Annotated in this window: 22 protein-coding genes, 1 tRNA gene and 1 pseudogene; 14 read left to right on the forward strand and 10 right to left on the reverse strand. The window is 60.2% G+C overall.

The window, feature by feature from the left end; all coding sequences use genetic code 11:
- The first annotated feature begins 154 nt into the window (after nucleotides 1-154).
- Together G7025_RS24985 and G7025_RS24990 are read left to right on the forward strand one after the other, a co-directional pair.
- On the forward strand, nucleotides 155-457 hold the full coding sequence (locus G7025_RS24985; protein ID WP_181081713.1) for a type II toxin-antitoxin system HigB family toxin: 303 nt from the start codon (nucleotides 155-157) through the stop codon (nucleotides 455-457).
- On the forward strand, nucleotides 457-813 hold the full coding sequence (locus G7025_RS24990) for a helix-turn-helix domain-containing protein (RefSeq protein WP_040269126.1): 357 nt from the start codon (nucleotides 457-459) through the stop codon (nucleotides 811-813). The genes G7025_RS24985 and G7025_RS24990 overlap by 1 nt, the downstream gene beginning before the upstream one ends.
- Nucleotides 814-879: 66 nt before the next feature.
- On the opposite strand, the pseudogene thrH reads toward G7025_RS24990, so the two are convergent.
- Nucleotides 880-1496 (reverse strand): annotated as a pseudogene (gene thrH / locus G7025_RS24995) (bifunctional phosphoserine phosphatase/homoserine phosphotransferase ThrH).
- 151 nt (nucleotides 1497-1647) lie between these two features.
- Between thrH and G7025_RS25000 the strand changes: the two are divergent.
- The 3 genes from G7025_RS25000 (at nucleotide 1648) to G7025_RS25010 (ending at nucleotide 5121) form a co-directional block, all read left to right on the forward strand.
- Nucleotides 1648-2382: a phosphoadenylyl-sulfate reductase gene (locus G7025_RS25000; protein WP_181081678.1), complete on the forward strand. Its 735-nt coding sequence runs from the start codon at nucleotides 1648-1650 to the stop codon at nucleotides 2380-2382.
- A 467-nt stretch (nucleotides 2383-2849) separates the two neighbouring features.
- On the forward strand, nucleotides 2850-4379 hold the full coding sequence (locus tag G7025_RS25005) for an NCS1 family nucleobase:cation symporter-1 (RefSeq protein WP_181081679.1): 1530 nt from the start codon (nucleotides 2850-2852) through the stop codon (nucleotides 4377-4379).
- Nucleotides 4380-4392: 13 nt separating this feature from the next.
- Nucleotides 4393-5121, forward strand: a complete 729-nt coding sequence (locus G7025_RS25010) for an aspartate/glutamate racemase family protein (RefSeq protein ID WP_181081680.1) — start codon at nucleotides 4393-4395, stop codon at nucleotides 5119-5121.
- 13 nt (nucleotides 5122-5134) lie between these two features.
- On the opposite strand, the gene G7025_RS25015 is transcribed toward G7025_RS25010, so the two are convergent.
- Nucleotides 5135-6058 (reverse strand): LysR family transcriptional regulator, encoded by a 924-nt coding sequence (locus G7025_RS25015; protein WP_181081681.1) that lies wholly within the window; start codon nucleotides 6056-6058, stop codon nucleotides 5135-5137.
- A 126-nt stretch (nucleotides 6059-6184) separates the two neighbouring features.
- Here G7025_RS25015 and G7025_RS25020 point away from each other — a divergent pair, with 126 nt between their 5' ends.
- Nucleotides 6185-6931: a 3-oxoacyl-ACP reductase family protein gene (locus G7025_RS25020; RefSeq protein WP_181081682.1), complete on the forward strand. Its 747-nt coding sequence runs from the start codon at nucleotides 6185-6187 to the stop codon at nucleotides 6929-6931.
- A 47-nt stretch (nucleotides 6932-6978) separates the two neighbouring features.
- Here G7025_RS25020 and G7025_RS25025 read toward each other — a convergent pair whose 3' ends face one another.
- The gene (locus G7025_RS25025) at nucleotides 6979-7665 is read right to left on the reverse strand and encodes an HAD-IA family hydrolase (RefSeq protein WP_181081683.1); all 687 of its coding nucleotides are present in this window, start codon (nucleotides 7663-7665) and stop codon (nucleotides 6979-6981) included.
- Nucleotides 7666-7829: 164 nt separating this feature from the next.
- Between G7025_RS25025 and G7025_RS25030 the strand changes: the two genes are divergently transcribed.
- The 3 genes from G7025_RS25030 to G7025_RS25040 all read left to right on the forward strand — a co-directional run bounded on the left by G7025_RS25030 (nucleotide 7830) and on the right by G7025_RS25040 (nucleotide 9961).
- Nucleotides 7830-8408: a DUF4337 domain-containing protein gene (locus G7025_RS25030; RefSeq protein WP_181081684.1), complete on the forward strand. Its 579-nt coding sequence runs from the start codon at nucleotides 7830-7832 to the stop codon at nucleotides 8406-8408.
- A 115-nt stretch (nucleotides 8409-8523) separates the two neighbouring features.
- The gene (locus G7025_RS25035) at nucleotides 8524-8859 is read left to right on the forward strand and encodes a hypothetical protein (protein WP_181081685.1); all 336 of its coding nucleotides are present in this window, start codon (nucleotides 8524-8526) and stop codon (nucleotides 8857-8859) included.
- 61 nt (nucleotides 8860-8920) lie between these two features.
- Complete coding sequence (locus G7025_RS25040) at nucleotides 8921-9961, forward strand: DMT family transporter (RefSeq protein ID WP_181081686.1); 1041 nt, start codon at nucleotides 8921-8923, stop codon at nucleotides 9959-9961.
- A gap of 15 nt (nucleotides 9962-9976) precedes the next feature.
- On the opposite strand, the gene G7025_RS25045 is transcribed toward G7025_RS25040, so the two are convergent.
- A complete protein-coding gene (locus G7025_RS25045) occupies nucleotides 9977-11542 on the reverse strand; it encodes a sensor domain-containing diguanylate cyclase (protein ID WP_181081687.1) in 1566 nt (521 codons plus the stop codon).
- Between the two features lie 162 nt (nucleotides 11543-11704).
- Between G7025_RS25045 and G7025_RS25050 the strand changes: the two genes are divergently transcribed.
- Nucleotides 11705-12082, forward strand: a complete 378-nt coding sequence (locus G7025_RS25050) for a c-type cytochrome (RefSeq protein ID WP_181081688.1) — start codon at nucleotides 11705-11707, stop codon at nucleotides 12080-12082.
- A 111-nt stretch (nucleotides 12083-12193) separates the two neighbouring features.
- On the opposite strand, the gene G7025_RS25055 is transcribed toward G7025_RS25050, so the two are convergent.
- Nucleotides 12194-12283 (reverse strand) — tRNA-Ser (locus G7025_RS25055).
- 320 nt (nucleotides 12284-12603) lie between these two features.
- On the opposite strand from G7025_RS25055, the gene G7025_RS25060 reads away from it, so the two are divergent.
- The 3 genes from G7025_RS25060 (at nucleotide 12604) to G7025_RS25070 (ending at nucleotide 15307) form a co-directional block, all read left to right on the forward strand.
- Nucleotides 12604-13296: a crotonase/enoyl-CoA hydratase family protein gene (locus G7025_RS25060; protein ID WP_034099749.1), complete on the forward strand. Its 693-nt coding sequence runs from the start codon at nucleotides 12604-12606 to the stop codon at nucleotides 13294-13296.
- 212 nt (nucleotides 13297-13508) lie between these two features.
- Nucleotides 13509-14231, forward strand: coding sequence for a 1-acylglycerol-3-phosphate O-acyltransferase (locus tag G7025_RS25065; RefSeq protein WP_181081689.1), 723 nt, complete (start codon nucleotides 13509-13511; stop codon nucleotides 14229-14231).
- A 104-nt stretch (nucleotides 14232-14335) separates the two neighbouring features.
- Nucleotides 14336-15307 (forward strand): magnesium and cobalt transport protein CorA, encoded by a 972-nt coding sequence (locus G7025_RS25070; protein ID WP_181081690.1) that lies wholly within the window; start codon nucleotides 14336-14338, stop codon nucleotides 15305-15307.
- Here the strand turns inward: G7025_RS25070 and G7025_RS25075 are convergent.
- The 3 genes from G7025_RS25075 to G7025_RS25085 all read right to left on the reverse strand — a co-directional run bounded on the left by G7025_RS25075 (nucleotide 15285) and on the right by G7025_RS25085 (nucleotide 19482).
- Entirely contained in the window at nucleotides 15285-16028 is a 744-nt protein-coding gene (locus G7025_RS25075; protein ID WP_181081691.1) for an amidotransferase, read from the reverse strand. The genes G7025_RS25070 and G7025_RS25075 overlap by 23 nt on opposite strands.
- An 84-nt stretch (nucleotides 16029-16112) precedes the next feature.
- Complete coding sequence (locus tag G7025_RS25080) at nucleotides 16113-18260, reverse strand: 3-hydroxyacyl-CoA dehydrogenase NAD-binding domain-containing protein (protein WP_181081692.1); 2148 nt, start codon at nucleotides 18258-18260, stop codon at nucleotides 16113-16115.
- A 16-nt stretch (nucleotides 18261-18276) separates the two neighbouring features.
- Nucleotides 18277-19482, reverse strand: a complete 1206-nt coding sequence (locus tag G7025_RS25085; protein ID WP_181081693.1) for an acetyl-CoA C-acetyltransferase — start codon at nucleotides 19480-19482, stop codon at nucleotides 18277-18279.
- Between the two features lie 645 nt (nucleotides 19483-20127).
- Here G7025_RS25085 and G7025_RS25090 point away from each other — a divergent pair.
- The gene (locus G7025_RS25090; RefSeq protein WP_181081694.1) at nucleotides 20128-20934 is read left to right on the forward strand and encodes a c-type cytochrome; all 807 of its coding nucleotides are present in this window, start codon (nucleotides 20128-20130) and stop codon (nucleotides 20932-20934) included.
- Between the two features lie 50 nt (nucleotides 20935-20984).
- On the opposite strand, the gene G7025_RS25095 is transcribed toward G7025_RS25090, so the two are convergent.
- A complete protein-coding gene (locus tag G7025_RS25095; RefSeq protein WP_181081695.1) occupies nucleotides 20985-21788 on the reverse strand; it encodes a transglutaminase family protein in 804 nt (267 codons plus the stop codon).
- Nucleotides 21785-22735, reverse strand: a complete 951-nt coding sequence (locus G7025_RS25100) for an alpha-E domain-containing protein (protein ID WP_181081696.1) — start codon at nucleotides 22733-22735, stop codon at nucleotides 21785-21787. The genes G7025_RS25095 and G7025_RS25100 overlap by 4 nt, the downstream gene beginning before the upstream one ends.

A 22735-nucleotide genomic window follows, 5' to 3' on the forward strand; every position in this document is an offset into this window, starting at 1 on the left:
TGGGTTCGAGGGGGAGGATAGGTTCCAAATCCGACTATCCACCGCCGGTTGTGAAGGACCACATGAAGCGACTGTCTGCTTGCCAGAAATCATTTCCTCGTTTGCATATCCCCTTGACCGCACCTATCATCTCCCAAATTGGGAGGACGCGGCGATGAGAATAATTGCGCGGTCCACCCTGCGAACATTCTGGGAAAGCCATCCCGCTCATACCGATGCAAAAGCCCCCCTCACCGAATGGTATCGCCACGTGGAACAGGCCATTTATCCGACACCGCAAGCGCTGAAAGCACAGCTCAGGACAGCAAGCATTCTGAAGAGTGGCAGAGTTGTATTTAACGTGGGCGGCAATAAGTATCGAATGATCATGGCTATCGATTATCAGCGACAACTTGGCTTCATACGTTTCGTGGGAACCCATGCGCACTACGATCAAATCAATGCGGAGACCATCTGATGAACATCAAACCCATTCATAGTCAGGAAGATCTGACCGCCGCGCTCGCACGCGTCGAGCAGCTATGGGGCGCAGAAGCCGGCTCGCCCGAAGGTGATGAACTGGAGATCCTGGCCATCTTGATCGAGAAATACGAGGCCGAACACTTCCCGATGCCTGGGTCGGATCCAGTGGAAGCGATTAAATTCCGCATGGAGCAGTTGGGCATGACAGCCCGCGATCTTGAGCCTTTCATTGGTACGAGCGGGCGTGTTTCCGAAGTGCTGAATCACAAGCGCAAGTTGAGCTTGTCGATGATCAAACGCCTACATGAAGGCCTGCGCATTCCTTACGAAAGCTTGCTGGCAGGCAATTGAGGCTCAGGCTTAACTTGCGCCCCATCGGGGCTTGCACCGATGGGGCCCTCAGTCGCGCTAAAAGCTTTAAAGACTCAACGACCGATTCGACGCCTTGATAAATTCCTGCTTCAACGCCTCGAACGTATGCACCGCCGGAAACTGCGGGAATTCGCGGATCACATTGTCCGGCGCATGGAACAAAATCCCCTGGTCAGCCTCACCCAACATAGTGGTGTCATTGTAGGAATCGCCGGCGGCGATCACGCGGTAGTAGAGGCTCTTGAAGGCCAGTACCGATTGGCGCTTGGGGTCTTTCTGGCGCAGTTGGTAGCTCACCACGCGATCGGTCTCGTGGTGATGAGGCGGTGGCAGAGCAAGGTCGGGAAACCCAGCTGGCGCATCAGCGGCTGGGAAAATTCATAGAAGGTGTCGGACAGGATCACCACCTGGAAGCGTTCGCGCAGCCAGTTGACGAACTCGACGGCGCCCTCCAGCGGCTTGAGGCTGGCGATCACTGCCTGGATATCGGCGAGTTTCAGGCCGTGTTCGTCGAGGATGCGCAGGCGCTGTTTCATCAGCACATCGTAGTCGGGAACGTCCCGGGTGGTGGCCCGCAGGGATTCGATGCCGGTTTTTTCGGCGAAGGCGATCCAGATTTCCGGCACCAGCACCCCTTCCAGGTCAAGGCAGGCGATTTCCACAAGACACTCCATATTGGTGTTATTGGTTGAGCGAACAAAAGGACTGCCGAACTCTAGCGATTCAAGCCCGTGGCCGCAACGCAGGACGGTTTTTGGTACCATCGCCCACCTATAGAGCGCTCAGCGCCACTGACCTGCAGGAACCGTGCTGATGAACCAAGCCTTCGACGTCGTTGGACTCGCCGCGACTTACGCCAATAAATCTGCCCAGGACATCCTCAAACTGGCGTTCAGCCAGTTCGGCGACGACCTGTGGATCTCTTTCAGCGGTGCCGAGGATGTGGTGCTGGTGGACATGGCCTGGAAGCTGAACAAAAACGTCAAAGTGTTCAGCCTCGACACCGGTCGCCTCCATCCGGAGACCTACCGGTTTATCGAACAGGTCCGTGAGTTCTACAAGATCGACATCGAACTGATCTCGCCCGACCAGAGCAAGCTGGAACCTTTCGTCAAGGAAAAGGGGCTGTTCAGCTTCTATAAGGACGGTCACGGCGAGTGCTGCGGTATCCGCAAGATCGAGCCGTTGCGCCGCAAACTCGCCGGCGTCAGCGCCTGGGCCACCGGCCAACGCCGCGACCAGAGCCCCGGCACTCGCAGCCAGGTGGCGGTGCTGGAAATCGACACAGCGTTTTCCACCCCGGAACGCACCTTGTACAAGTTCAACCCGCTGGCGCAGATGAGCAGCGAAGAAATCTGGGGCTACATCCGCATGCTGGAGCTGCCTTACAACAGCCTGCACGAACGCGGCTTTATCAGCATCGGCTGCGAGCCATGCACCCGCCCGGTGTTACCGAACCAACACGAACGCGAAGGCCGTTGGTGGTGGGAAGAAGCCACGCAGAAAGAATGCGGGCTGCACGCCGGGAATATCATCAGCAAAGCCTAAGGGCTGACGCAGTTAAATAGGTGGGAGGGGGCTTGCCCCCGATAACGGTGGATCAGCCAGCTTAGCGCTGTCTGACACTGCGCTATCGGGGGCAAGCCCCTCCCACATTTGTTTTGAGTTTAACTTTTCGATGTACACACACTTGTAACCATAGGTGCCATTTATGTGTGCAATTCTCAGAAATCCGCACCATAAGGTAACACCGGTTCCGCATCATCCTGCGTACTGGCGAATAGCCCTGCCTCAACAGAAAAATAAATAGCTGTTCAAACGGTCAATTTATATCGCTTTGAATTCAGATAGTTATTTATCCCACCTATAAAAACGAAATTACCCACAGTTTTGATAGATCCAAAACTGGCACGCATGTGGCTTAAGGTGAAAAGCGCTTTGTATACAATAAATACAAAACCTACATACACTTTGCCATCCGCGGCTTTGCTGCAGATGCCTTGGAGCCTGCCGGAATGCGTACAAGCCTCTCGAATGACATCGCACTGGATCTGCCCTCCTGCGCCGTGAACCATCAGGCCATGAGCCCTGGCCCGCTGGTGCTGAGCCCGCGCCTGCACAACAAGGACCTGGCGCCGACCAAGGTGGAAGGCCGCCGCTGGGGGCGCTACAGCATCTTTGCGCTGTGGACCAACGACGTGCACAACATCGCTAACTATTCATTCGCCATCGGCCTATACGCCCTGGGCCTGGGCGGCTGGCAGATACTGCTGTCCCTGGGGATCGGTGCGGCGCTGGTGTACTTCTTCATGAACCTGTCGGGGTACATGGGGCAAAAAACCGGCGTGCCGTTTCCCGTGATCAGCCGCATCAGCTTCGGTATCCATGGGGCGCAGATACCGGCGTTGATCCGTGCGGTGATCGCGATTGCCTGGTTCGGTATCCAGACCTACCTGGCTTCGGTGGTTTTCCGCGTGCTGCTGACAGCGATTCATCCAGGCTTTGCCGATTACGACCACAACTCGATCCTCGGCCTGTCGACCCTGGGCTGGGTATGTTTCGTGGCGATCTGGTTCGTGCAACTGGTGATCCTGGCCTATGGCATGGAAATGGTGCGGCGCTATGAAGGGTTTGCCGGCCCGGTGATTCTGCTGACCATGGCCGCCCTGGCCGGCTGGATGTACTTCCAGGTGGACGGCCATATTGCCTGGTCGGTCCGCGAGCCGCTGAGCGGCGGTGAGATGTGGCGCAATATCTTTGCCGGCGGCGCGCTGTGGCTGTCGATCTACGGCACGCTGATTCTCAATTTCTGCGATTTCGCGCGGTCCTCGCCGTGCCGCAGGACCATCGTGGTCGGCAACTTCTGGGGCCTGCCGGTGAATATCCTGGTGTTCGCCGCCATCACCGTACTGCTGTGCGGCGGGCAGTTCCAGCTCAATGGTCGAGTGATCGAGAGCCCCACCGAGATCATCGCGGCGATCCCCAACACCCTGTTCCTGGTGCTCGGTTGCCTGGCCTTCATGATCGTGACGGTGGCGGTGAATATCATGGCCAACTTCGTCGCGCCGGCCTTTGTGCTGAGCAACCTGGCGCCCAAGTACCTGAATTTCCGCCGCGCCGGGCTGATCAGCGCCACCGTGGCGGTGCTGATCCTGCCGTGGAACCTCTACAACAGCCCGCTGGTGATCGTGTACTTCCTTTCGGGCCTGGGCGCTCTGCTCGGGCCGCTGTATGGCGTGATCATGGTCGATTACTGGCTGATCCGTAAAAGCCAGGTGAACGTGCCGCAGCTCTACAGCGAAGACCCACTGGGCGCCTATTACTACAGCCGTGGGGTCAACTTGCGCGCGGTGGCGGCGTTTATTCCGGCGGCAGTGATCGCCATCCTGCTCGCCTTGCTGCCGGGGTTCGCCAGTGTATCGCCGTTTTCCTGGCTGTTTGGCGCCGGTATTGCAGGACTGCTGTACCGGCTGATCGCCAAGCGCCAGCCTTTCTATGCCGATGTCAGCGGCGAAAGCATTGCAGTCGATAACGTCAGTCATTAATCAAGGACACCCCATGCGCATCCTCGTGGTCAACGTCAACACTACCGCCTCCATCACCGAAACCATTGCCCAACAGGCGCGGGCCGTGGCGGCACCGGGCACCGAGATTGTCGGGCTCACCCCGTATTTCGGCGCCGAATCGGTGGAGGGCAACTTCGAAAGCTACCTGGCTGCCATCGCCGTGATGGACCGCGTGATGGCCTATGACCAGCCGTTCGACGCGGTCATCCAGGCCGGCTACGGCGAACACGGTCGCGAAGGCCTGCAGGAGTTGCTCAACGTGCCGGTGGTGGACATCACCGAAGCGGCCGCCAGCACTGCCATGTTTCTTGGCCATGCGTACTCGGTGGTGACCACCCTGGACCGCACCGTGCCATTGATCGAAGACCGCCTGAAACTGGCCGGCCTGTACGCGCGCTGTGCCTCGGTACGCGCCAGCGGCATGGCCGTGCTGGAACTGGAAGAAGACCCATTGGCCGCCATGGAGGCCATCGTGCGCCAGGCCGAGCGGGCCATCCACGACGACAAGGCCGAGGTAATCTGCCTCGGCTGCGGCGGGATGGCCGGGCTGGATGAGCAGATTCGCCAGCGCACCGGCGTGCCGGTGGTGGACGGCGTAACGGCGGCGGTGACTATTGCCGAATCGCTGGTGCGACTGGGGTTGTCGACGTCGAAGATCAGGACCTATGCCACGCCAAGGCCGAAGAAGGTGATCGGCTGGCCGGGGATGTTCGGGCGATAGGCCCACGATTCGATTAAACCGCGCTGAACCGCTGCCCCAGACGCTGTTCGGCAAACTGCTCGATGATGAAATCCACAAAGGCCCGGGTTTTGCCGGGCAGCAGCTTGTGCTCGGCGTAGTAGATGGAAATATTGCCATCGTCCACATACCACTCAGGCAGCACCCGCACCACCGCGCCACTGTCCAGAAACGGCACCGCCATGGGCATGCTCACCAGCGCAATGCCCAGGCCCTGGGCGCTGGCGCAGCAGGCGGCTTCGGAGTCGCTCAGGGTCATGCGCGGTTTGAGTGTGAGGGGGCGCTGTTCACGCTCGGGACCGGTCAACTGCCAGGTGCGCACGCGGCCGGTTTGCGGCGAGCGGATCAGGATGCCCAGGCAGCGCCCCAGGTCTTCGGGCCCTCGCACCAGCGGGCGTGTGGCCAGGTAACCCGGCGACGCCACCAACACTCGATGGGCTGGCGCCAGTTTGCGCGCCACCACGCCCTGAGGCAGTTCGAAGCCACCACCGATGGCCGCATCGAAGCCCTGGCCGATCAGGTCTACCTGGCGATTATCAAAGTGCCAGTCCGGGCTGATATCCGGAAAGCGTTCGATGAATCGCGCCAACAATGGCATCACATAACGATTGCCGAACACAGTGCCCATGCTCACCTTGAGTGTGCCCACAGGCCGCCCTTCGGCGCTGGCCAGGTTGGCTACGGCGTTCTGGATGGTGATAAGGCTGCCGCTGACTTCATCGAGGAACAGCTTGCCGGCTTCGGTGAGGGTCAGGCGCCGCGTGCTGCGCTGAAACAGACGCACACCGAGGCGCGCTTCAAGCTTGGCCACGCTTTTGCCCACCGCCGCAGGGGTCAGGCTCAAGTGCCGCGCAGCCTCGGCAAAGCTGCCGCCTTCGGCGCTGCGCACAAAGCATTCGATACTGCCAAAGCTTTCCATATCGCCCCACTCTAAACTTCTGGTTTACACAGACTATAGCAATCACGGTCTACCGGCCTGAGCGAGCGAGGTCGATACTCGGCTGCAACCACAAGGCATACCGCCTTGAACAGACAGGAGATCGACATGACTGCACACACCCTCAACGGCAAAGTCGCCTTGATCCAAGGCGGCTCGCGCGGCATCGGCGCCGCGATCGTCCAGCGCCTGGCCGCCCAAGGCGCTGCCGTGGCCTTTACTTACGTCAGCTCGGCGGCCAAGGCTGAGGCTTTGCAGAACAGCGTGATCAACGCCGGCGGCCAAGCCCTGGCCATTCACGCCGACAGCGCCGATGCCGCCGCGATCCGCAACGCGGTCACCGCCACCGTCGAGGCATTCGGCCGTCTGGATATTCTGGTGAACAACGCCGGCGTGCTGGCCATCGCCCCGCTGGAAGACTTCACGCTGGAAGACTTCGACCAGACCCTCGCGATCAACGTGCGCAGCGTATTCATCGCCACCCAGGAAGCCGCCAAGCACATGAGCGAAGGCGGCCGCGTGATCAATATCGGCAGCACCAACGCCGAGCGCATGCCCTTCGGTGGCGGCGGGCCGTATGCCATGAGCAAAGCCGCGCTGGTCGGTTTGACCAAGGGCCTGGCACGAGACCTGGGGCCGCGTGGCATCACCATTAACAACGTGCAGCCTGGGCCGGTGGACACCGACATGAACCCGGCCAACAGCGACTTTGCCGAGAGCCTGATCGGCTTGATGGCCATTGGGCGGTACGGACATGTGGAGGAGATCGCCAGTTTTGTGGCGTATCTGGCGGGGCCGGAAGCGGGATATATCACAGGCGCGAGCCTCACCATCGACGGTGGCTTCAGCGCCTGACCCAGTGCAGGAGGGGCTTGCCCCTCTCACCTGTTGACCGTGTCGATTCAGGTCATCGGCGGTAAGCCATAGGCCGCCAGATCAAAGTCCGCGAGCTTGCGGATGATCTGGTCGGCGTGGTGGTACTTGCTGTCGGCCATGGCTTCATCGGGCACGGCGATGGCAGTCATCTGGGCGGCCTTGGCAGCGGTCACGCCGAACGGCGAATCTTCGAACACCAGGCAATCTTTGGGATCGACACCCAGGCGGCGCGCGGCGGTGAGGAAGATGTCCGGCGCGGGCTTGGCCGCGCCGACTTCCGGGTCGTCCGCCGTGACGATGGTGTCGAACAACGCAAACCACTCGCGGTGCAAGGTGGTCTTGTGTCCGAACGAATTGCGCGACGAGCTGGTGCCCACGGCAATCGGGATGTTGTGCGCTTTCAAGTGCCGCACCAAAGCCTCAGCGCCGGGCATGCCAAGGGCCTTGGGGAAACGCTCGCTCATCAGCGGTTCGCGGATCTGCAGAAACTCGGCCGGAGTGATCGGCAGTTCCAGCGCCTTGACCACGTATTCAGCCAGGTCCTGAGCCCCACGCCCGATGATGTGCTGCTTGATACCCCAGTCGTAGGTACGGCCGTAGCGTTCGGCGATAATCTGCGTCACTTCGGTGTAGATGCCTTCGGTATCCAGCAATAACCCGTCCATATCGAAAATCACGGCCTTGATCGGGACAGCGGTACGCGGTGCATTCATCACAACGGATCCTTGGGAGAACGACTAAAAGGGTTCAGCACAATAACGGTGACACCGACACGCGGGCAACCTTTAGGGCGCGGTTGATCCCGCGTCGCGTACAGGATCGCGACAGCTTGGCTGGTGAAGAATCAGTATCCCTCACGCCGTTCACAGACGCCGCCATGTCCGAAGCCTTCGAAGTCCCGAGCCCCCACGAAAAACATATCGAACACACCACCGAACACGCCCACGCCCGCGGGGATAGTTTCGCCAGTCGCATCGCCGTGATGACCGCGTTGATGGCCACCCTCGGCGCCATGCTCAGCTACCAGGCCGGTTCCACCGAGAGTGAAGCGGCGATGGACAAGAACAACGCCGCGATCATCAAGACCGAAGCCGCCAACCAGTGGAATTACTACCAGGCCAAGTCCAGCCGACAAAACCTGGCGGAGCTGGCCACCCATATCCCCGGCGTGGATGCCGCGCATTACCGGGAAGAGATCGAACGCTACAAAAACCAGAAGGAGGCCGTGCGCCAACAGGCAGAAAAGCTTGAAGCCACTTCACGGGAGTGGGATGAAAAATCCGAACAGGCGCTGCATCGGCACCACCGCTGGGCCCAGGCGATGACTGCGATTCAGATCGCGATTTCGTTGGCGGCAATTACTTTGTTGACGAGGAAGGAATGGTTGAAGCGGCTTTCTTATACGGCCGCAGGCGTGGCCATGGTGCTGGGCGGGTTGGCGTGGCTGCATGTTTAGCCAGCGCGGCGTGAGCGAGCCTAATCGTTCAGATTCGTTTCAATTCGTCAGAGCAGCGATTACAGTACGCGCCCCCAGGAATTGAATCCTGGGCTTTAGTTCATGGAGTTACACAGTGAAGTACGTCAGCAAAGTGGTTGCAGCAGCAGTACTCGGTTTCACCCTGGCCGGCTGCACCGGCACCGCCATCAAATCCCCACAGTACGACAGCAGCCAATACACCGTGCTGGGTCACAGCGAAGCCAGCGCCACCGGCATCATGTTGTTCGGCCTGATCCCGATCGGTCAGAACAGCCGTTTCGTGCGCGCGCAGCAAGCCGCCATCCAGGCTAAAGGCGGCGACGCGCTGATCAATACCCAAGTGCAGGAAAAATGGTTCTGGGCCTGGGTGCTCAGCGGCTACACCACCAAGATCTCCGGTGATGTGGTCAAGCTGAAAACCGCGCACTAAATCGCCCGGGCGCTCGCCCACGCCCGCGACGTATCATGGGCCGACCTTTCGAGGATGGCCCATGAACCTCAGTATCGTTTACGCCCTCTGCGCCGCCGCCCTGTTCGGTGCCAGCACCCCGCTCGCGAAACATTTCGGCATGGGCCTCTCGCCCCTCCTGCTGGCCGGTTTGCTGTACCTCGGCAGCGGCCTCGGCCTCGGCGTGGTACGCCTGATCCGCGATCGCGGCTGGCGGCCCAGCGGGCTGAAGCCCCTTGAATGGCCCTGGCTGCTGGGCGCCATCCTCTTCGGCGGCATCCTCGGCCCCGTTGCCCTCATGTATGGTTTGATCCGCACCGCAGGCGCGACCGCTTCACTGCTGCTCAACCTGGAATCGGTACTTACCGCCCTGATCGCCTGGCTCGTGTTCCGAGAGAACGCCGACCGCCGTATCGTGCTGGGGATGATCGCGATTGTGCTGGGCGGCGTGGTGTTGTCGTGGTCCGACGGCGTCGGCGCCGGTCACGACTGGAGCGGGCCGCTGGCGGTCGCGCTGGCCTGCCTGTGCTGGGGCATCGATAACAACCTGACGCGCAAGGTCTCTGCCTCCGATGCGGTGTTTATCGCCGGCATCAAAGGCCTGATCGCCGGCCTGGTGAATACTGCCCTGGCCGTTTACCTCGGCGCACAATGGCCGGCGGCCACATCGTTGGCGCCGATCCTGCTGGTGGGCTTGCTCGGCTACGGCATCAGCCTGGTGCTGTTTGTACTGGCGTTGCGCGGCCTGGGCAGCGCGCGCACGGGGGCCTACTTCTCCACCGCCCCCTTCCTTGGAGCGGTCCTGGCCGTTCTGGCGCTGGGCGAGTCGGTATCGAACGCGTTCTGGATCGCCTCGGCATTAATGGCGGCAGGCGTGTGGCTGCACCTGACCGAACGCCACGCCCACGAACATCAGCACGAAGCCACGGAACACGGCCATCGGCATGTGCATGACGAACATCATCAGCATGAACATGCCTTTGAATGGGACCCGAAAGAGCCTCACAGCCATGTGCATGTGCACAGCCCGCTCAGGCATAGCCATGCGCACTTTCCGGATGTGCATCATCGACACCGGCATTGAGCGCCTGGCCGCAGCTCAGTCCGGCACCGGCTCAACCACCACGCGATTGCGTCCGCCTTGCTTAGCCTGGTACAGCAATTGATCCGCTCTCTCGAGGACGGCAGATATCGACTCGCCATCAGCACGCCACAAAGCCACCCCGAGTGAGACCGTAACATGCCCGACGGTCTCGATGCTGGCTGCCTCAATCGAGGCGCGCAGCCGCTGAGCAACGTCGGCCGCTGTGTGCAGTGAACTGCCCGGCAATAACAGGACGAACTCCTCCCCACCTACCCTGCAAGGCAGGTCGTTGGCGCGTGAATTCTGTTGCATGAGTTGAGCAACGGCACGCAGCGTTTCATCCCCCACGCCGTGCCCGAACGTATCGTTGACGCGCTTGAAATGGTCAATGTCGATGGACACCACGGCGAACGCTTTGCCCGCCTCCTGCCAGAGTGACAGAACGTCCTGCATCGCACGGCGATTGGCCAGCCCTGTCAGGGTATCCGTGTGGGCCTGCTGATTGAGCTTGCCGATCTTTTCCTGCAACAGGGTTGCCCCCAGCAACAACGCTCTGCGGATCTGCCAGCTTTCAAAATAGCGCGCCGGTACAGCGCTGATGCGCGCATAACTGTCCGGCGTGTCCAAGCGTTTGGCACAGTCGGCGAGCCGCGACAACGGGGCCGAAATTCTGGTCCCCAACCACCAGATCAGAATGATCCCGAACAGCCCCAGCGGCGCGATACCTTGAGCGATTTTGATCATTGTCCGGCGCAGGACTGCCTGGATATTTTCCAGGGGCTGCTGCGAGATCACGCCCCACCCGCTGCTGGGCACTTGAGCAAAGCCGGCGAGCATTTCCACACCGTGCTCATCCACAGCCTGCAATGTGCCCGCGGCCTCTTTGAGCGATGCATCGGCGATCAAATCCGCGCCCCTCACGCTGCCTATCTGCTCGGGATAATTGTGATAGAGCACCCGGCGGGCGCCGTCGATCAAGTAGAAATGCGCGCCGTCTTTACGCACATTCGTGTCCATGAGGGCTTGAAGGGTATTGCTCTGCTCCAGCCGAATAGTGCCGCCGATCAAGCCCAGGTACTGCCCTTTCACATCGAATATGGGATGAGAGATAAAGACCACCAGGTTGCCGGTGATGGATCTGAAGGCGTTGCTGATTTTCGCCGTGCGCAGACTCAGGGGCTCTTTGTGCTGCAACGTACGGCCGTTGAGCTGAAGGCTGTCGGGGGCAGAAGCAACGATGGTGCCGTCCGCGTCGGCGACCAGTACGGAGTTGAAACTGGCATCCTGCTCAACCAGGCGTTTGGCTTCCCGAGTCAACGCACTGTTGTCGCCAAACGTTTTGCCAATCCCGGCTGAACCGTACTTCAACTTATCGAGGTCGGCGTTCAGTACCTGCTCGACACTGCGAGCAATACGGGCGGCATAGGCCTGGTTGGCGTCCAGTGCATTTTCAATCAGCTCTTGCTTCTGAATCTTGAACATCACCCAGAAACTGTTGGCCAGCGTCGCAACGGCAGAAAACAGGACAAAAATAAGAATCAGGCTACGCAGGTTGAGTGTGGGCTTCGGTCGAGTGGTCATTTACGCAATCCGGGTGAGGCGCAGGGGGTACAACAAACAAGTTAAAGTATGAATCGCCCGGTACACCGGCAGGAATGCGGGCTTCTCACACCAAGCTTGGCACCCATCGGGCGGTTAGAAAATGGAATTCGGATCTGCTTTGGATAATAGGGCTGCAGCCACATGAAAATGCTCGTCATCGCCTCACTGGGAATGCTGTCGCTGTCCCAGGTATCACTCGCCTCCGCAGACACTGCCAACGGCAAATCCCTCTTTTTACAGCGATGCTCTATGTGTCACGGGCCAGACCTCAAAGCGACGGGCCCTTTAGCGAGAAAAAGCACCCCGCCCACGCCTGACCTGACCACACCGGCTTTCAAGCAACGTTTAAATGAATACCCAGGTGTTATCGTGGCGTCAGTCATCCTTCGCCCAAATGGCAACTTGATTCCGAGGACCTTGCAGGAAAATGGTGTAAAGCTGCCGGCGCACGCATGGAGCGTTCAGGATCTGCGGGACTTGAATGACTATATGCGAGGGGTGATTGTAAAAAGTCGGTGACGAGACAGGGGCTGGGCACTACCTACCGTGCCGGGCCTTGTATTTGCGAACCCCAGAAACCACAAACCCCCGGCTCTTTATAAGAAACCAGGGGTTTGCGTTTGTAGAATGTGGCGGTGAAGGAGAGATTCGAACTCTCGATACAATTTCTTGTATACACACTTTCCAGGCGTGCTCCTTAAGCCACTCGGACACTTCACCGTATCTCGTCAAACCAGTTCAGTCTGTCGAGGCGCGCTAATGTAGTCGAAAGCCTTTCTGATGGCAAAGGTTTTTTTCAGAATATTCATGCGGTTAGCCGGCTATGCCGGAGCCTGCCCGGCGCGGGGTGGCGATTGTGCCATTCTCGGGCACTGCTGATGCCGGTCTTAAGGCTTTGCCGCGCCACGCCGCAGGCCGTCTACGCTTGGGCACGCGTGAAAAGCCTGACTGGGCAGTCAGTCATGGCGCTTTACCCGGGCGGGCGCGGTGGGTAACGTCTGCTGCATTCTTCTATAACAAGCCCTACAAGGAACCGCGTCATGAGTGAGCTGATTGCCTACCACCTCGAAGACGGTATCGCGACCCTGACCTTGAGCAACGGCAAGGTCAACGCCATTTCCCCTGCGGTGGTCAGTGCGTTTAACGAAGCGCTGGACCAGGCCGAGAAGGATCGGGCGGTGGTGGTGATCACCGGCACGCCGGGAATTCTGTCCGGGGGTTACGATTTGAAGGTGATGACCGCCGGCCCTAAAGAAGCAATCGGCCTGGTGACGTCGGGCTCCACATTGGCGCGGCGCCTGTTGTCGCACCCGTTCCCGGTGATTGTGGCGTGCCCTGGGCATGCGGTGGCCAAGGGCGCGTTTCTGTTGTTGTCGGCGGATTATCGGATCGGTGTCGAAGGTCCGTTCAGCATCGGCCTCAACGAAGTGATGATCGGCATGACCATGCACCACGCCGGCATCGAGCTGGCGCGGGACCGTCTGCGCAAATCGGCGTTTCATCGCTCGGTGATCAACGCCGAGATGTTCGACCCGCAGGGCGCATTGCAGGCCGGCTTCCTCGACAAGGTGGTCGCCCCCGAAGAACTGCACGCAGCAGCCCTGGAAGCTGCACGGCAATTGAAGAAGATCAACATGAACGCCCACAAACACACCAAATTGAAAGTGCGCAAAGCGCTGCTGGAAGCGCTGGACGAGGCGATCATCCAGGATCAGGGCCATATTCTGAGCTAAGTCCTTCGTTGCGTGCGTCTAAGCCCGACCTTGCGTCGGGCTTTGTCTTACAGCCATATCTGAAAAAACTCCCGCCGCTCTAGGCTGGAGTCTCTGACAGATACAGAAACATGCCCTCAAACATCGCCCATCTCCTCACTCTATAGCGCCAATTGCCGAATACAGTGCACATCCGTACACTGCGCCCCCTTTTGTTTCGATAGGCCATGTGGATGCTTTTTCTGTTACGGATGGTGCTGATGAGCCTGCACTTTATAGTCGCCGGGGTGCTGGGCGTGCTGATCGGCGTCTGCCGTCCGTTCAACCCGGACAACAGCCGCCTGTGCGCCCGTCTCTATGCGGTGCCTGCCATGTGGTTGCTGGGGCTGAAGGTGAAGGCCGATGTCGACTCGCTGCGCCATAAACCGGGCACCTGCGTGATTATCGCCAACCATCAGTCCAACTATGACTTGTTCGTGTTCGGCACCGTGGTGCCCCACCGTACCGTGTGCATCGCCAAGAAGAGCCTGAAATGGGTGCCCTTGTTCGGCCAGTTGTTCTGGCTGGCGGGCAATGTGTTGATCGACCGGGGCAATGCGCACAAGGCGCGCCGGGCGATGCTTACCACCACACGCACACTGCAACACGAAGACACGTCAATCTGGGTATTCCCGGAAGGTACGCGCAACCTGGGCAAGGGCCTGCTGCCCTTCAAGAAAGGCGCGTTTCATATGGCGATTGCCGCCGGCGTGCCCATCGTGCAGGTATGTGTCAGCAATTACGTCACCCATATGCAACTCAATCGCTGGAACAGCGGTGATGTGCTCATACGCTCGTTGCCACCTATTCCTACCGTTGGCATGACCTCGGAGGATATCCCAGCCTTGATGCAAGCCTGTCAGGCGCAGATGGATGCGTGCATTAAGGCAATGGATGGGCAACTGAACAGCGTGTAATCCCGTCTCCTTTGCAGGCCTGGGGTTGCTCGCTGCTCCAACGGAACGCCATTCAGGCTAAGCTGCCCAACATCTGTCCCCTCCTATAAGAAGTGATCAGCACCATGGGTAGAGTTGTTGCGGCCGCCGTGTACAGCGCCGGAAAGAAAGTCACCGATATCACCCTTGATGAAGGCGCGGCATGGGCCGCCAAACCCGGCCATTTTGTATGGATCGGCCTGGAAGAGCCCAACGCCCAGGAATTGGCCAACCTGCAACGCCAGTTCAACCTGCATGAACTGGCCATCGAAGATGCCTTGGAAAAACACAGCCGTCCCAAGCTGGAAACCTTTGGCGACGCGCTGTTTATCGTCACTTACTCGCCGGTGCGCGAGAACGGCAAACTGATATTTATTGAAACCCATATTTTCGCCGGCAACGGTTACGTGATCACCGCGCGCAACGGTCATTCGGCGTCCTACGGTTTTGTGCGCCAGCGCTGTGAGGCGCGGCCGCTGTTGCTGGAGCATGGGGAAGATTTCGTACTGTATGCGCTGCTGGATTTCGTCACGGAAAACTACCAGCCGGTCAGCGAGGCGATTCACGCCGAGATCGATGAGCTGGAGCGCAATGTGCTGTGCAGTTCGTTGAGCGAACGCGATATCCAGAACCTGCACAGCCTGCGGCGCGATGTGCTGCGGCTCAAACGTCATGTGGCGCCGATGGTGGAGATCAGCCAGGAACTGCAAAAGCTGAGCTTCCCGTTTATCGACAAAAACATGCGCCCGTACTTCCGTGACGTGCAGATTCATGTCACACGTCAGATGGAAGACCTGACGACCCTGCGCGACATCGCCAGCCAGACCATCGAGATCGGGGTGTTGCTGGAGGCGTCGCGCCAGAGCGTGGTGCAGCGCAAATTCGCCGCCTGGGCGGCGATCCTGGCGTTCCCCACTGCGGTGGCAGGGATTTACGGGATGAATTTCCAGAACATGCCCGAGCTGCAATGGCACTACGGCTACTTTGCGGTGCTCGGGCTGATTGCGGTGGGATGCACCAGCCTATGGGCCAGTTTCAAGCGCTCGGGATGGCTTTAACTTCGGCCTCGGGCGTGTGCGCCACGAAGCGCATCATCCATTCCGCCACGGTGACGCCGTGGTGCTCGCGTGCCAGGCTGGCCACACCGTTTGAGTACACCTTTTCACCCAAGGTTGTCTGAAGAATCTCCAGCAACTCGCGCGAATAGTCCTGGATAAATTCCGGGTGGCCCTGAAAGCACAGCACCTGATCGCCGATGTGGTATGCGGCGAACGGGCAAAACTCGCTGGAGGCAATGACCTTGGCGCCCTCCGGCAAGGTGGTCACCTGGTCCTGATGGCTGATCAGCAGGGTCAGTTCCGGCACCTCGGGGCTCATCCAGGGGGTCTTGGCATCCAGCGTGTAATCATGGATGCCCATGCCCCAGCCTTGAGTGGCGCGCTCGGCTTTGCCACCCAGCAGCAGTGCCAGCAACTGGTGACCGAAACAGATGCCCAGCAATTTGTCGCCGCGCTTGTAACGCTCTAGCAGGTAGGTTTTGAGCGTCTGGATCCACGGGTCGGTACCGAAAGAATCGGCCTTGCTGCCGGTAACCAGGTAGGCGTCAAACCGCTCATCGTCCGACGGGTATTTTCCGTTCACCACGTTGTACACGACAAACTCGGCAGGGATCGGCTGCTTGGCGAACAGGCGCTTGAACATCTGCCCGTAACCTTGGTACTGATCGATCAAGCCTGGACGCAGGATATCGGTTTCCAGGATGCAGACGCGTAGCGACATAAAAAATACCTGACACGGCGATGGGAATATTGAACACCTCAAGCCTGCCTGCAAACCTACCTGCAAAGCAAGCCCCCGCCGCACCTATACAAAGCGCTGCCCGCGCGCGGCCTTCTCCAGCAACAACGCCGGCGGTGTGAACCGCTCGCCATACTGTTCGGCCAGATAGCGGGCGCGGGCGATAAAGTCGTTCAGGCCGTACTGATTGATAAATTGCAGCGCGCCGCCGCTCCACGCGGCAAAGCCGATGCCCAGGATCGAGCCCACATTGGCGTCCGCCGTGGACATCAACACGCCCTCCTCCACGCAGCGCACGGTTTCGATGGCCTGGATAAACAGCAACCGGTCGCGCACGTCCTGGGATGCAATCCGTTGTTCGGGCCGCTCGAAACGTTGTTTAAGCTCAGGCCAGAGGTATTTCTGCGCGCCACTGGGGTATTCATAAAAACCGCCGCCGGCGGCCTTGCCTGGCCGTTTGAATTGATTGACGAACAGGTCGATCAGCGCTGTGGCTGGATGGGCCCGCATCGCCTTACTTTCGGCCTGCAGGTCCTTGGCGGTTTGCTGTCGGATATGGTTCATCAGGCTGAGGGAGACTTCATCGGACACCGCCAGCGGCCCTACCGGCATGCCCGCCTTGCGCGCTTGCATCTCGATCAACGGCGCGGCCACGCCCTCGCCCAGCAGGGCGATACCTTCGCTGGTGAACGTGCCGAACACCCTTGAGGTGAAGAAGCCGCGACTGTCGTTGACCACGATAGGAGTTTTTTTGATCCGGCGTACGAAATCAAAGCTGCGGGCCAGGGTTTCATCCGAGGTGCGCGCGCCCTTGATGATTTCCACCAGCGCCATCTTGTGCACCGGGCTGAAGAAATGCAGACCAATAAACCTGGCCGGGTCCGGCACCGCCGTGGCCAAGCCACTGATGGGCAAGGTGGAGGTGTTGGATGCGATCACCGCGTCGGCCCCCACCACACGTCGGGCGGCGGCTGACACGGTCGCCTTGAGTTCGCGGTCTTCAAACACCGCTTCAATGATCAGGTCACAGCCGGCCAGGTCGCTGTCATCTTGAGTAGGATGGATCCGCGCCAGGATGCTTTCGCGTTGTTCAGCGCTCAATTGCCCACGGCCGAGCTTCTTGTCGAGCAGGGCCGCCGAATGCGCCTTGCCTTTCTCGGCCGCCGCCAGGTTGATGTCCTTGAGCACCACGTCGATCCCGGCACTGGCGCTGACATAAGCGATACCCGCGCCCATCATGCCCGCGCCGAGCACGCCGAGCTTGCGCGTCACACAAGGCGCAATACCCTGCGGGCGTGAACGGCCGGCGTTGATGTCATTGAGCTGGAACCAGAAGGTGCCGATCATATTTTTAGCCACTTGCCCGGTGACCAGTTCGGTGAAGTAGCGGGTTTCGATCAGATGGGCGGTCTCGACGTCCACCTGGGCGCCTTCGACGGCGGCGCAGAGGATTTTCTCCGGCGCAGGGAAGCAGCCGTGGGTTTTGCTGCGCAGGATCGATGGCGCAATCGCCAGCATTTGCGCGATTTTGGGGTGCGACGGTGTCCCGCCGGGGATCTGGTAGCCCTTGTGGTCCCAGGGCTGTCTGGCCTCGGGATTGGCAAGAATCCAGGCACGAGCCAGGGCCAGCATCGCCTCGCGGTCCGTGGCCAGCGCATGGACCAAACCGGCCTGCAGTGCTTGCTGCGGCCGCAATTTTTTCCCTTCGAGCAAATACGGCAGGGCTTTTTCCAGGCCCAGCAGGCGCACCATGCGCACCACGCCCCCGCCGCCGGGCAGTAAACCCAGGGTGACTTCCGGCAACCCCAGCTGTATCGATTGATCGTCCAGGGCGATGCGGTAATGACAGGCCAGGCAAATCTCCCAGCCACCGCCCAGTGCCGCACCATTGATGGCAGCCACCACCGGCCTGCCCAAGGTCTCCAGGCGACGCAACTGCGCCTTAAGCACCCGCACACCGTCGTAGAACGCCTTGGCGTCGGCCTTCTCGACCTTGATCAACTCGTTGAGGTCGCCGCCGGCGAAGAACGTCTTCTTGGCCGAGGTCATCACCACGCCGGCGATGTGGTCCTTTTCCGCTTCCAGCCGTGTGACGGTGGCGGCCATGGCCTCGCGATATACAGCATTCATGGTGTTGGCGCTCTGGCCGGGCAGGTCGAGGGTCAGCACTACGATCCGGTCCTGGCCTATTTCGTAACGAATGGCATCGGTCATGACTAATTCCTAAGGCTCAGAGACGTTCGATTACAGTGGCGATACCCATGCCACCGCCCACACACAAAGTGGCCAGGCCGTAGCGCTGTCGGCGTGCCTCCAGTTCGTCGAGCAAGGTGCCCAGGATTGCGCAGCCGGTGGCGCCCAACGGGTGCCCCATGGCGATCGAGCCGCCATTGACGTTGACCCGCGCCGGGTCGATGCCCATGTCCTTGATGAACTTGAGCACCACCGAGGCGAAGGCTTCGTTGACCTCAAACAAGTCGATGTCTTCCACACGCAAACCGGCCTTGGCCAAGGCCTTGCGGGTGGCCGGAGCGGGGCCGGTGAGCATGATGGTGGGATCGGTGCCGGTCACCGCTGCGGCGACAATGCGCGCCCGTGGCTGCAGCCCCAGCTCCCGGCCCTTGGACTCGGAACCGATCAGCATCAGCGCGGCACCGTCGACGATGCCGGAACTGTTACCCGGCGTGTGCACATGGTGGATGCGCTCCACATGGCTGTAGATCCGCAACGCGGTGGCGTCGAAGCCCATCTGCCCAATCATCTCGAAACTGGGTTTGAGCTGGCCGAGCCCCTGCAGGGTGGAGTCAGCGCGGATAAACTCATCATGATCCAGCAGCACAATGCCGTTCTGGTCCTGCACCGGGATCAGCGACTTGCTGAAAGAACCGTCCGCACGGGCCCTGGCTGCTTTCTGTTGAGACTGTAAGGCAAAGGTATCGACGTCCTCACGGGTGAACCCTTCCAGCGTGGCGATCAGGTCCGCACCGATACCCTGGGGGGTGAAATGGCTGTGCAGGTTGGTCTGCGGGTCGAGCACCCAAGCGCCACCGTCGCTGCCCATGGGCACGCGGGACATGGATTCGACACCGCCGACCACCACCAGGTCTTCAAAACCTGAACGCACTTTCATCGCGCCCAGATTGACCGCCTCCAGGCCCGAGGCACAGAAGCGATTGACCTGTACGCCGGCGACGCTGATGGCCCAGTCGGCGACTAGTGCGGCAGTCTTGGCGATGTCGGCCCCCTGGTCGCCCACCGGGGTCACGCAGCCGAGCACGATGTCATCCACTTGCCGAGTGTCGAGGTCGTTGCGTTGCGCCAGCGCCGTGAGCAACCCGGCGGCCAGGTTGACCGGTTTGACACTGTGCAAGGCGCCATCAGCCTTGCCTTTGCCACGGGGCGTGCGTATCGCATCAAAGATCAAAGCTTGGGTCATGACATCCTCGAAACGTGCATATGAGCCCTTACCTTAAGCCCGATTGACACGGTTTCAATGACGGATGCGCTCACAGCCTTTGACCCTCACGCTCGGACGAACGGTAGGTTCCTAAGCTAATTGCCGGATTAATCGTTTTAGCTGTCTAGCCAAGGCATTGGCGCCAAGATGGCGTTGTGCCTCATGCCTTTTTAAGCAGAAATGCTGATTAGCTGATACGAAATGGATCTAAGTGAGGAAGAACGAGGGCTCTAAGGTTCAATCAGTAAGAAGTTGCTGCCGGGTTTTGCCGGGGCAGTTGTAAGAAAAGCGACACGTCACTGCGCCATACTGAAATATCACGGCACGTATTTGACGCTCAGGAATAACAACAAAAGGCAGTCAGCCATGTTCAAGCATTCGAAAGTTCGTCAGGCGGGACTCATTCTGTTCGCCACCACACTGATATTGATCCTGCCCAACCTGACCAAGGTCATTGGGTGATCGTTCAGCCCCCGTATTCTGTGCACTCACTGCATCAGAATTGCAGTTTTTGGCAGCACCTGCCGGGTCTTCGCGTAAAGCGATGCCGTGGCAGGGGCTGTCTTTTTACGCGCGTTTTTCCGGTATCGTGAGCGCTGTCGCCCTTCTTACCGAGCGCTCCTCTTGAAATCGATCCTCGCTCTTCTCCTCGTGCTGATTGCCCTGCCGGTTACGGCGGCATCCTTGACCCTCGAACTCGATCACGAGAGAAAGACCTGGCAGACCGCCGACTTGCTCACGCATCCGGATGCACAGACGGTGCGCATCGCTGATGACGTTTCCTACAAGCACGCCATGACTTATCGCGCAGTCCCCATGGCGGTGCTCCTGCAGGGCTTGAAGCCGGAGCACCATGTGCAAGCCGTTGCACTGGATGGCTTCGCCGCCGAGTTAAGCGCTGGCCCATTGCTGCAGAGCCACGGCGCCCGCGCCTGGCTGGCGGTGGAGGACCCGGCGCACCCCTGGCCCGCCCTCGCCGACGGCAAACCCAGCGCGGGGCCGTTTTACCTGGTGTGGACCGACCCGCAGGCCGGGCCTGTCAGCCCCGAACAATGGCCGTTCCAGATTTCCAGCATCAAGCAGTTAAAAACCGTGGCAGAGCGCTTTCCGGCTCTCTTGCCCGACCCGCAGCTGGCGGCCGACGATCCGGTCAATCAGGGTTTTACGCTGTTTCAGAAAAACTGCCTGGCATGCCATCGCCTCAACGGCGCGGGGGATGCGCAGGTGGGGCCGGATCTGAATATTCCCTACAACCCAACGGAATATTTCGCCGGGGATTTCCTCAAGCGCTACATCCGCGACCCGCAAAGCCTGCGGCATTGGCCACAGGCAAAAATGCCGGCGTTCGCCGCCAGCGTGTTGCCGGATCCTGAGCTGGACCTGCTGGTGGGCTATCTGAAGCACATGGCGGAGCGTAAGCAGCAGCGGTAAATCTCAGCGATGACCTCCGTTTGGCCGGTGAGCTTCGCGGCGGTGCCCGATTATTGCTGCTGGACTGAAATCACGGGCATCGGCGCCACCGATACCTTGGCGTGCATTTGTTCATGCCCACCGCCTCGGCGCATGCCGCGAACCGGGCAGGCGTCAAGATAGTCCAGGCCCACCGCCAGCTTGAGGTGGCGTTCCGGCCGGGCCAGACGGTTGGTCACGTCGAAGCTGTACCAGGCGTTGTCCAACCAGGCTTCGGCCCAGGCATGGCTGGCCAGGTGCGTGCTGTCCTCGCTGTACAAATACCCCGACACATACCGCGCCGGAATACCGAGGCTGCGTGCGCAGGCCAGGAATACATGGGTATGGTCCTGGCACACGCCCGCGCGGCCGGCGAACGCGTGGGCGGCACAAGTGTCGACTTCGGTGGCGCCGGGCGTGTAGACCATGGCCTCGTTGAGCGCGTGCATGAGGTCGATCAGCGCGCTGCGGTCACGCCCTTGACGACAGTGCTGCCGAGCGAAGCCGCGCAGGGCTTCATCGGACTCGGTCAGGCGGGTACCGCGCAGGAACGGATAGGCCGACTGCTGCTCATGCTCGGCTTCGCGCAATTCATCGATATCCACTTGGCCACGGGCGCCGATGATGATGGCGTCGTGGGGCTCATCCAGGGTCAACACGTGCAGGATATTACCGAACGGGTCGATCTGCGCGCGAACCGGGCGCGGCAGGTCGAGCTGCCAACTGAGTACCTGCTGCCGTTCGCTGTCGTGGGGCGTCAGGCGCAGGTACTGGATGCTGGCGCGCACCTGGTCTTCGTAGTGGTAGGTGGTTTCGTGGCTGATCGAAAGTCTCATGCCGCCTCCAGGTAGGAATGGTAGATGGCATCGCCCAAGTGGCGGACCAGGGGAATAAAGTCGGTCAGCCAGGCGTGCAGGCCTTCCTCCAGGATTTCATCAATGGCGGTAAAGCGCAGGCGCGCATCCATCTCTGCGGCCAGGCGCTGTGCCGGGCGGCCGTTCAGGCCGGGCAGGCTGGCGAGGATCTGATCGATCTCTTCGCTGCAGGCGCGCAGGGAGCGCGGCACATCGGCGCGCAACAGCAGCAACTGGGCCACTTGCCGGGCGCCGGGAGCGTCACGATAAATTTCGGTGTAGGCCTCGAACGAGGACAGCGCGCGCAGCAACGCGCTCCACTGATAGTACGCGTGAGCGGTGCCGTCGGTGACCGTGTCGGCATGGTCGCCGGCCATTTCATACCGCGCATCCAGCAGGCGCAAAGTGTTGTCGGCGCGCTCGATAAAGGTGCCCAGGCGAATAAACCGGAACGCGTCATTGCGCATAATGGTGCCGTAGGTTGCGCCGCGAAACAGGTGGGAGCGCTCCTTGACCCACTCGCAGAAACGGCTCATGCCATAGCGGCTCAGGCCTTGTTGAGCGATTTCACGAATATCCAGCCAAGTGGCATTGATGTTTTCCCACATGTCGGCGGTGATTCGCCCACGCACCGCATGGGCGCTGGCCCGCGCGGCGCCCAGGCAGCTGTAGATGCTCGCGGGGTTGGCCGCGTCCAGGGCAAAGAAGTGCAGCAGACGCTCGGCGTGTAACTGGCCGTGACGCTCGTGGTAATCCTCCAGGGTGCCGGTGATCAGCAGCGGCATCGCCAGTTCATGCAGGCCATCGCCGCGCCCGTCCTGGGGCATCAGCGACAGCGAATAACTGACATCGAGCATGCGTGCGAGGTTTTCCGCGCGTTCCAGGTAGCGCGACATCCAGTACAAATCCGAGGCAGTTCGACTCAACAT

The organism is Pseudomonas lurida, from assembly GCF_013522705.1.
Taxonomy (GTDB): Bacteria; Pseudomonadota; Gammaproteobacteria; order Pseudomonadales; family Pseudomonadaceae; genus Aquipseudomonas; species Aquipseudomonas quebecensis.

Coding starts and splice junctions, on each gene's coding strand:
- G7025_RS25040 (WP_181081686.1), top strand. CDS start 8,921: ATGAACCTCAGTATCGTTTACGCCCTCTGCGCCGCCGCCCTGTTCGGT.
- G7025_RS25070 (WP_181081690.1), top strand. CDS start 14,336: ATGGGTAGAGTTGTTGCGGCCGCCGTGTACAGCGCCGGAAAGAAAGTC.
- G7025_RS25095 (WP_181081695.1), bottom strand. CDS start 21,788: ATGAGACTTTCGATCAGCCACGAAACCACCTACCACTACGAAGACCAG.
- G7025_RS25060 (WP_034099749.1), top strand. CDS start 12,604: ATGAGTGAGCTGATTGCCTACCACCTCGAAGACGGTATCGCGACCCTG.
- G7025_RS25050 (WP_181081688.1), top strand. CDS start 11,705: ATGAAAATGCTCGTCATCGCCTCACTGGGAATGCTGTCGCTGTCCCAG.
- G7025_RS25085 (WP_181081693.1), bottom strand. CDS start 19,482: ATGACCCAAGCTTTGATCTTTGATGCGATACGCACGCCCCGTGGCAAA.
- G7025_RS25020 (WP_181081682.1), top strand. CDS start 6,185: ATGACTGCACACACCCTCAACGGCAAAGTCGCCTTGATCCAAGGCGGC.
- G7025_RS25010 (WP_181081680.1), top strand. CDS start 4,393: ATGCGCATCCTCGTGGTCAACGTCAACACTACCGCCTCCATCACCGAA.
- G7025_RS24985 (WP_181081713.1), top strand. CDS start 155: ATGAGAATAATTGCGCGGTCCACCCTGCGAACATTCTGGGAAAGCCAT.
- G7025_RS25025 (WP_181081683.1), bottom strand. CDS start 7,665: ATGAATGCACCGCGTACCGCTGTCCCGATCAAGGCCGTGATTTTCGAT.
- G7025_RS25030 (WP_181081684.1), top strand. CDS start 7,830: ATGTCCGAAGCCTTCGAAGTCCCGAGCCCCCACGAAAAACATATCGAA.
- G7025_RS25015 (WP_181081681.1), bottom strand. CDS start 6,058: ATGGAAAGCTTTGGCAGTATCGAATGCTTTGTGCGCAGCGCCGAAGGC.
- G7025_RS25065 (WP_181081689.1), top strand. CDS start 13,509: ATGCTTTTTCTGTTACGGATGGTGCTGATGAGCCTGCACTTTATAGTC.
- G7025_RS25100 (WP_181081696.1), bottom strand. CDS start 22,735: ATGTTGAGTCGAACTGCCTCGGATTTGTACTGGATGTCGCGCTACCTG.
- G7025_RS24990 (WP_040269126.1), top strand. CDS start 457: ATGAACATCAAACCCATTCATAGTCAGGAAGATCTGACCGCCGCGCTC.
- G7025_RS25075 (WP_181081691.1), bottom strand. CDS start 16,028: ATGTCGCTACGCGTCTGCATCCTGGAAACCGATATCCTGCGTCCAGGC.
- G7025_RS25005 (WP_181081679.1), top strand. CDS start 2,850: ATGCGTACAAGCCTCTCGAATGACATCGCACTGGATCTGCCCTCCTGC.
- G7025_RS25000 (WP_181081678.1), top strand. CDS start 1,648: ATGAACCAAGCCTTCGACGTCGTTGGACTCGCCGCGACTTACGCCAAT.
- G7025_RS25080 (WP_181081692.1), bottom strand. CDS start 18,260: ATGACCGATGCCATTCGTTACGAAATAGGCCAGGACCGGATCGTAGTG.
- G7025_RS25045 (WP_181081687.1), bottom strand. CDS start 11,542: ATGACCACTCGACCGAAGCCCACACTCAACCTGCGTAGCCTGATTCTT.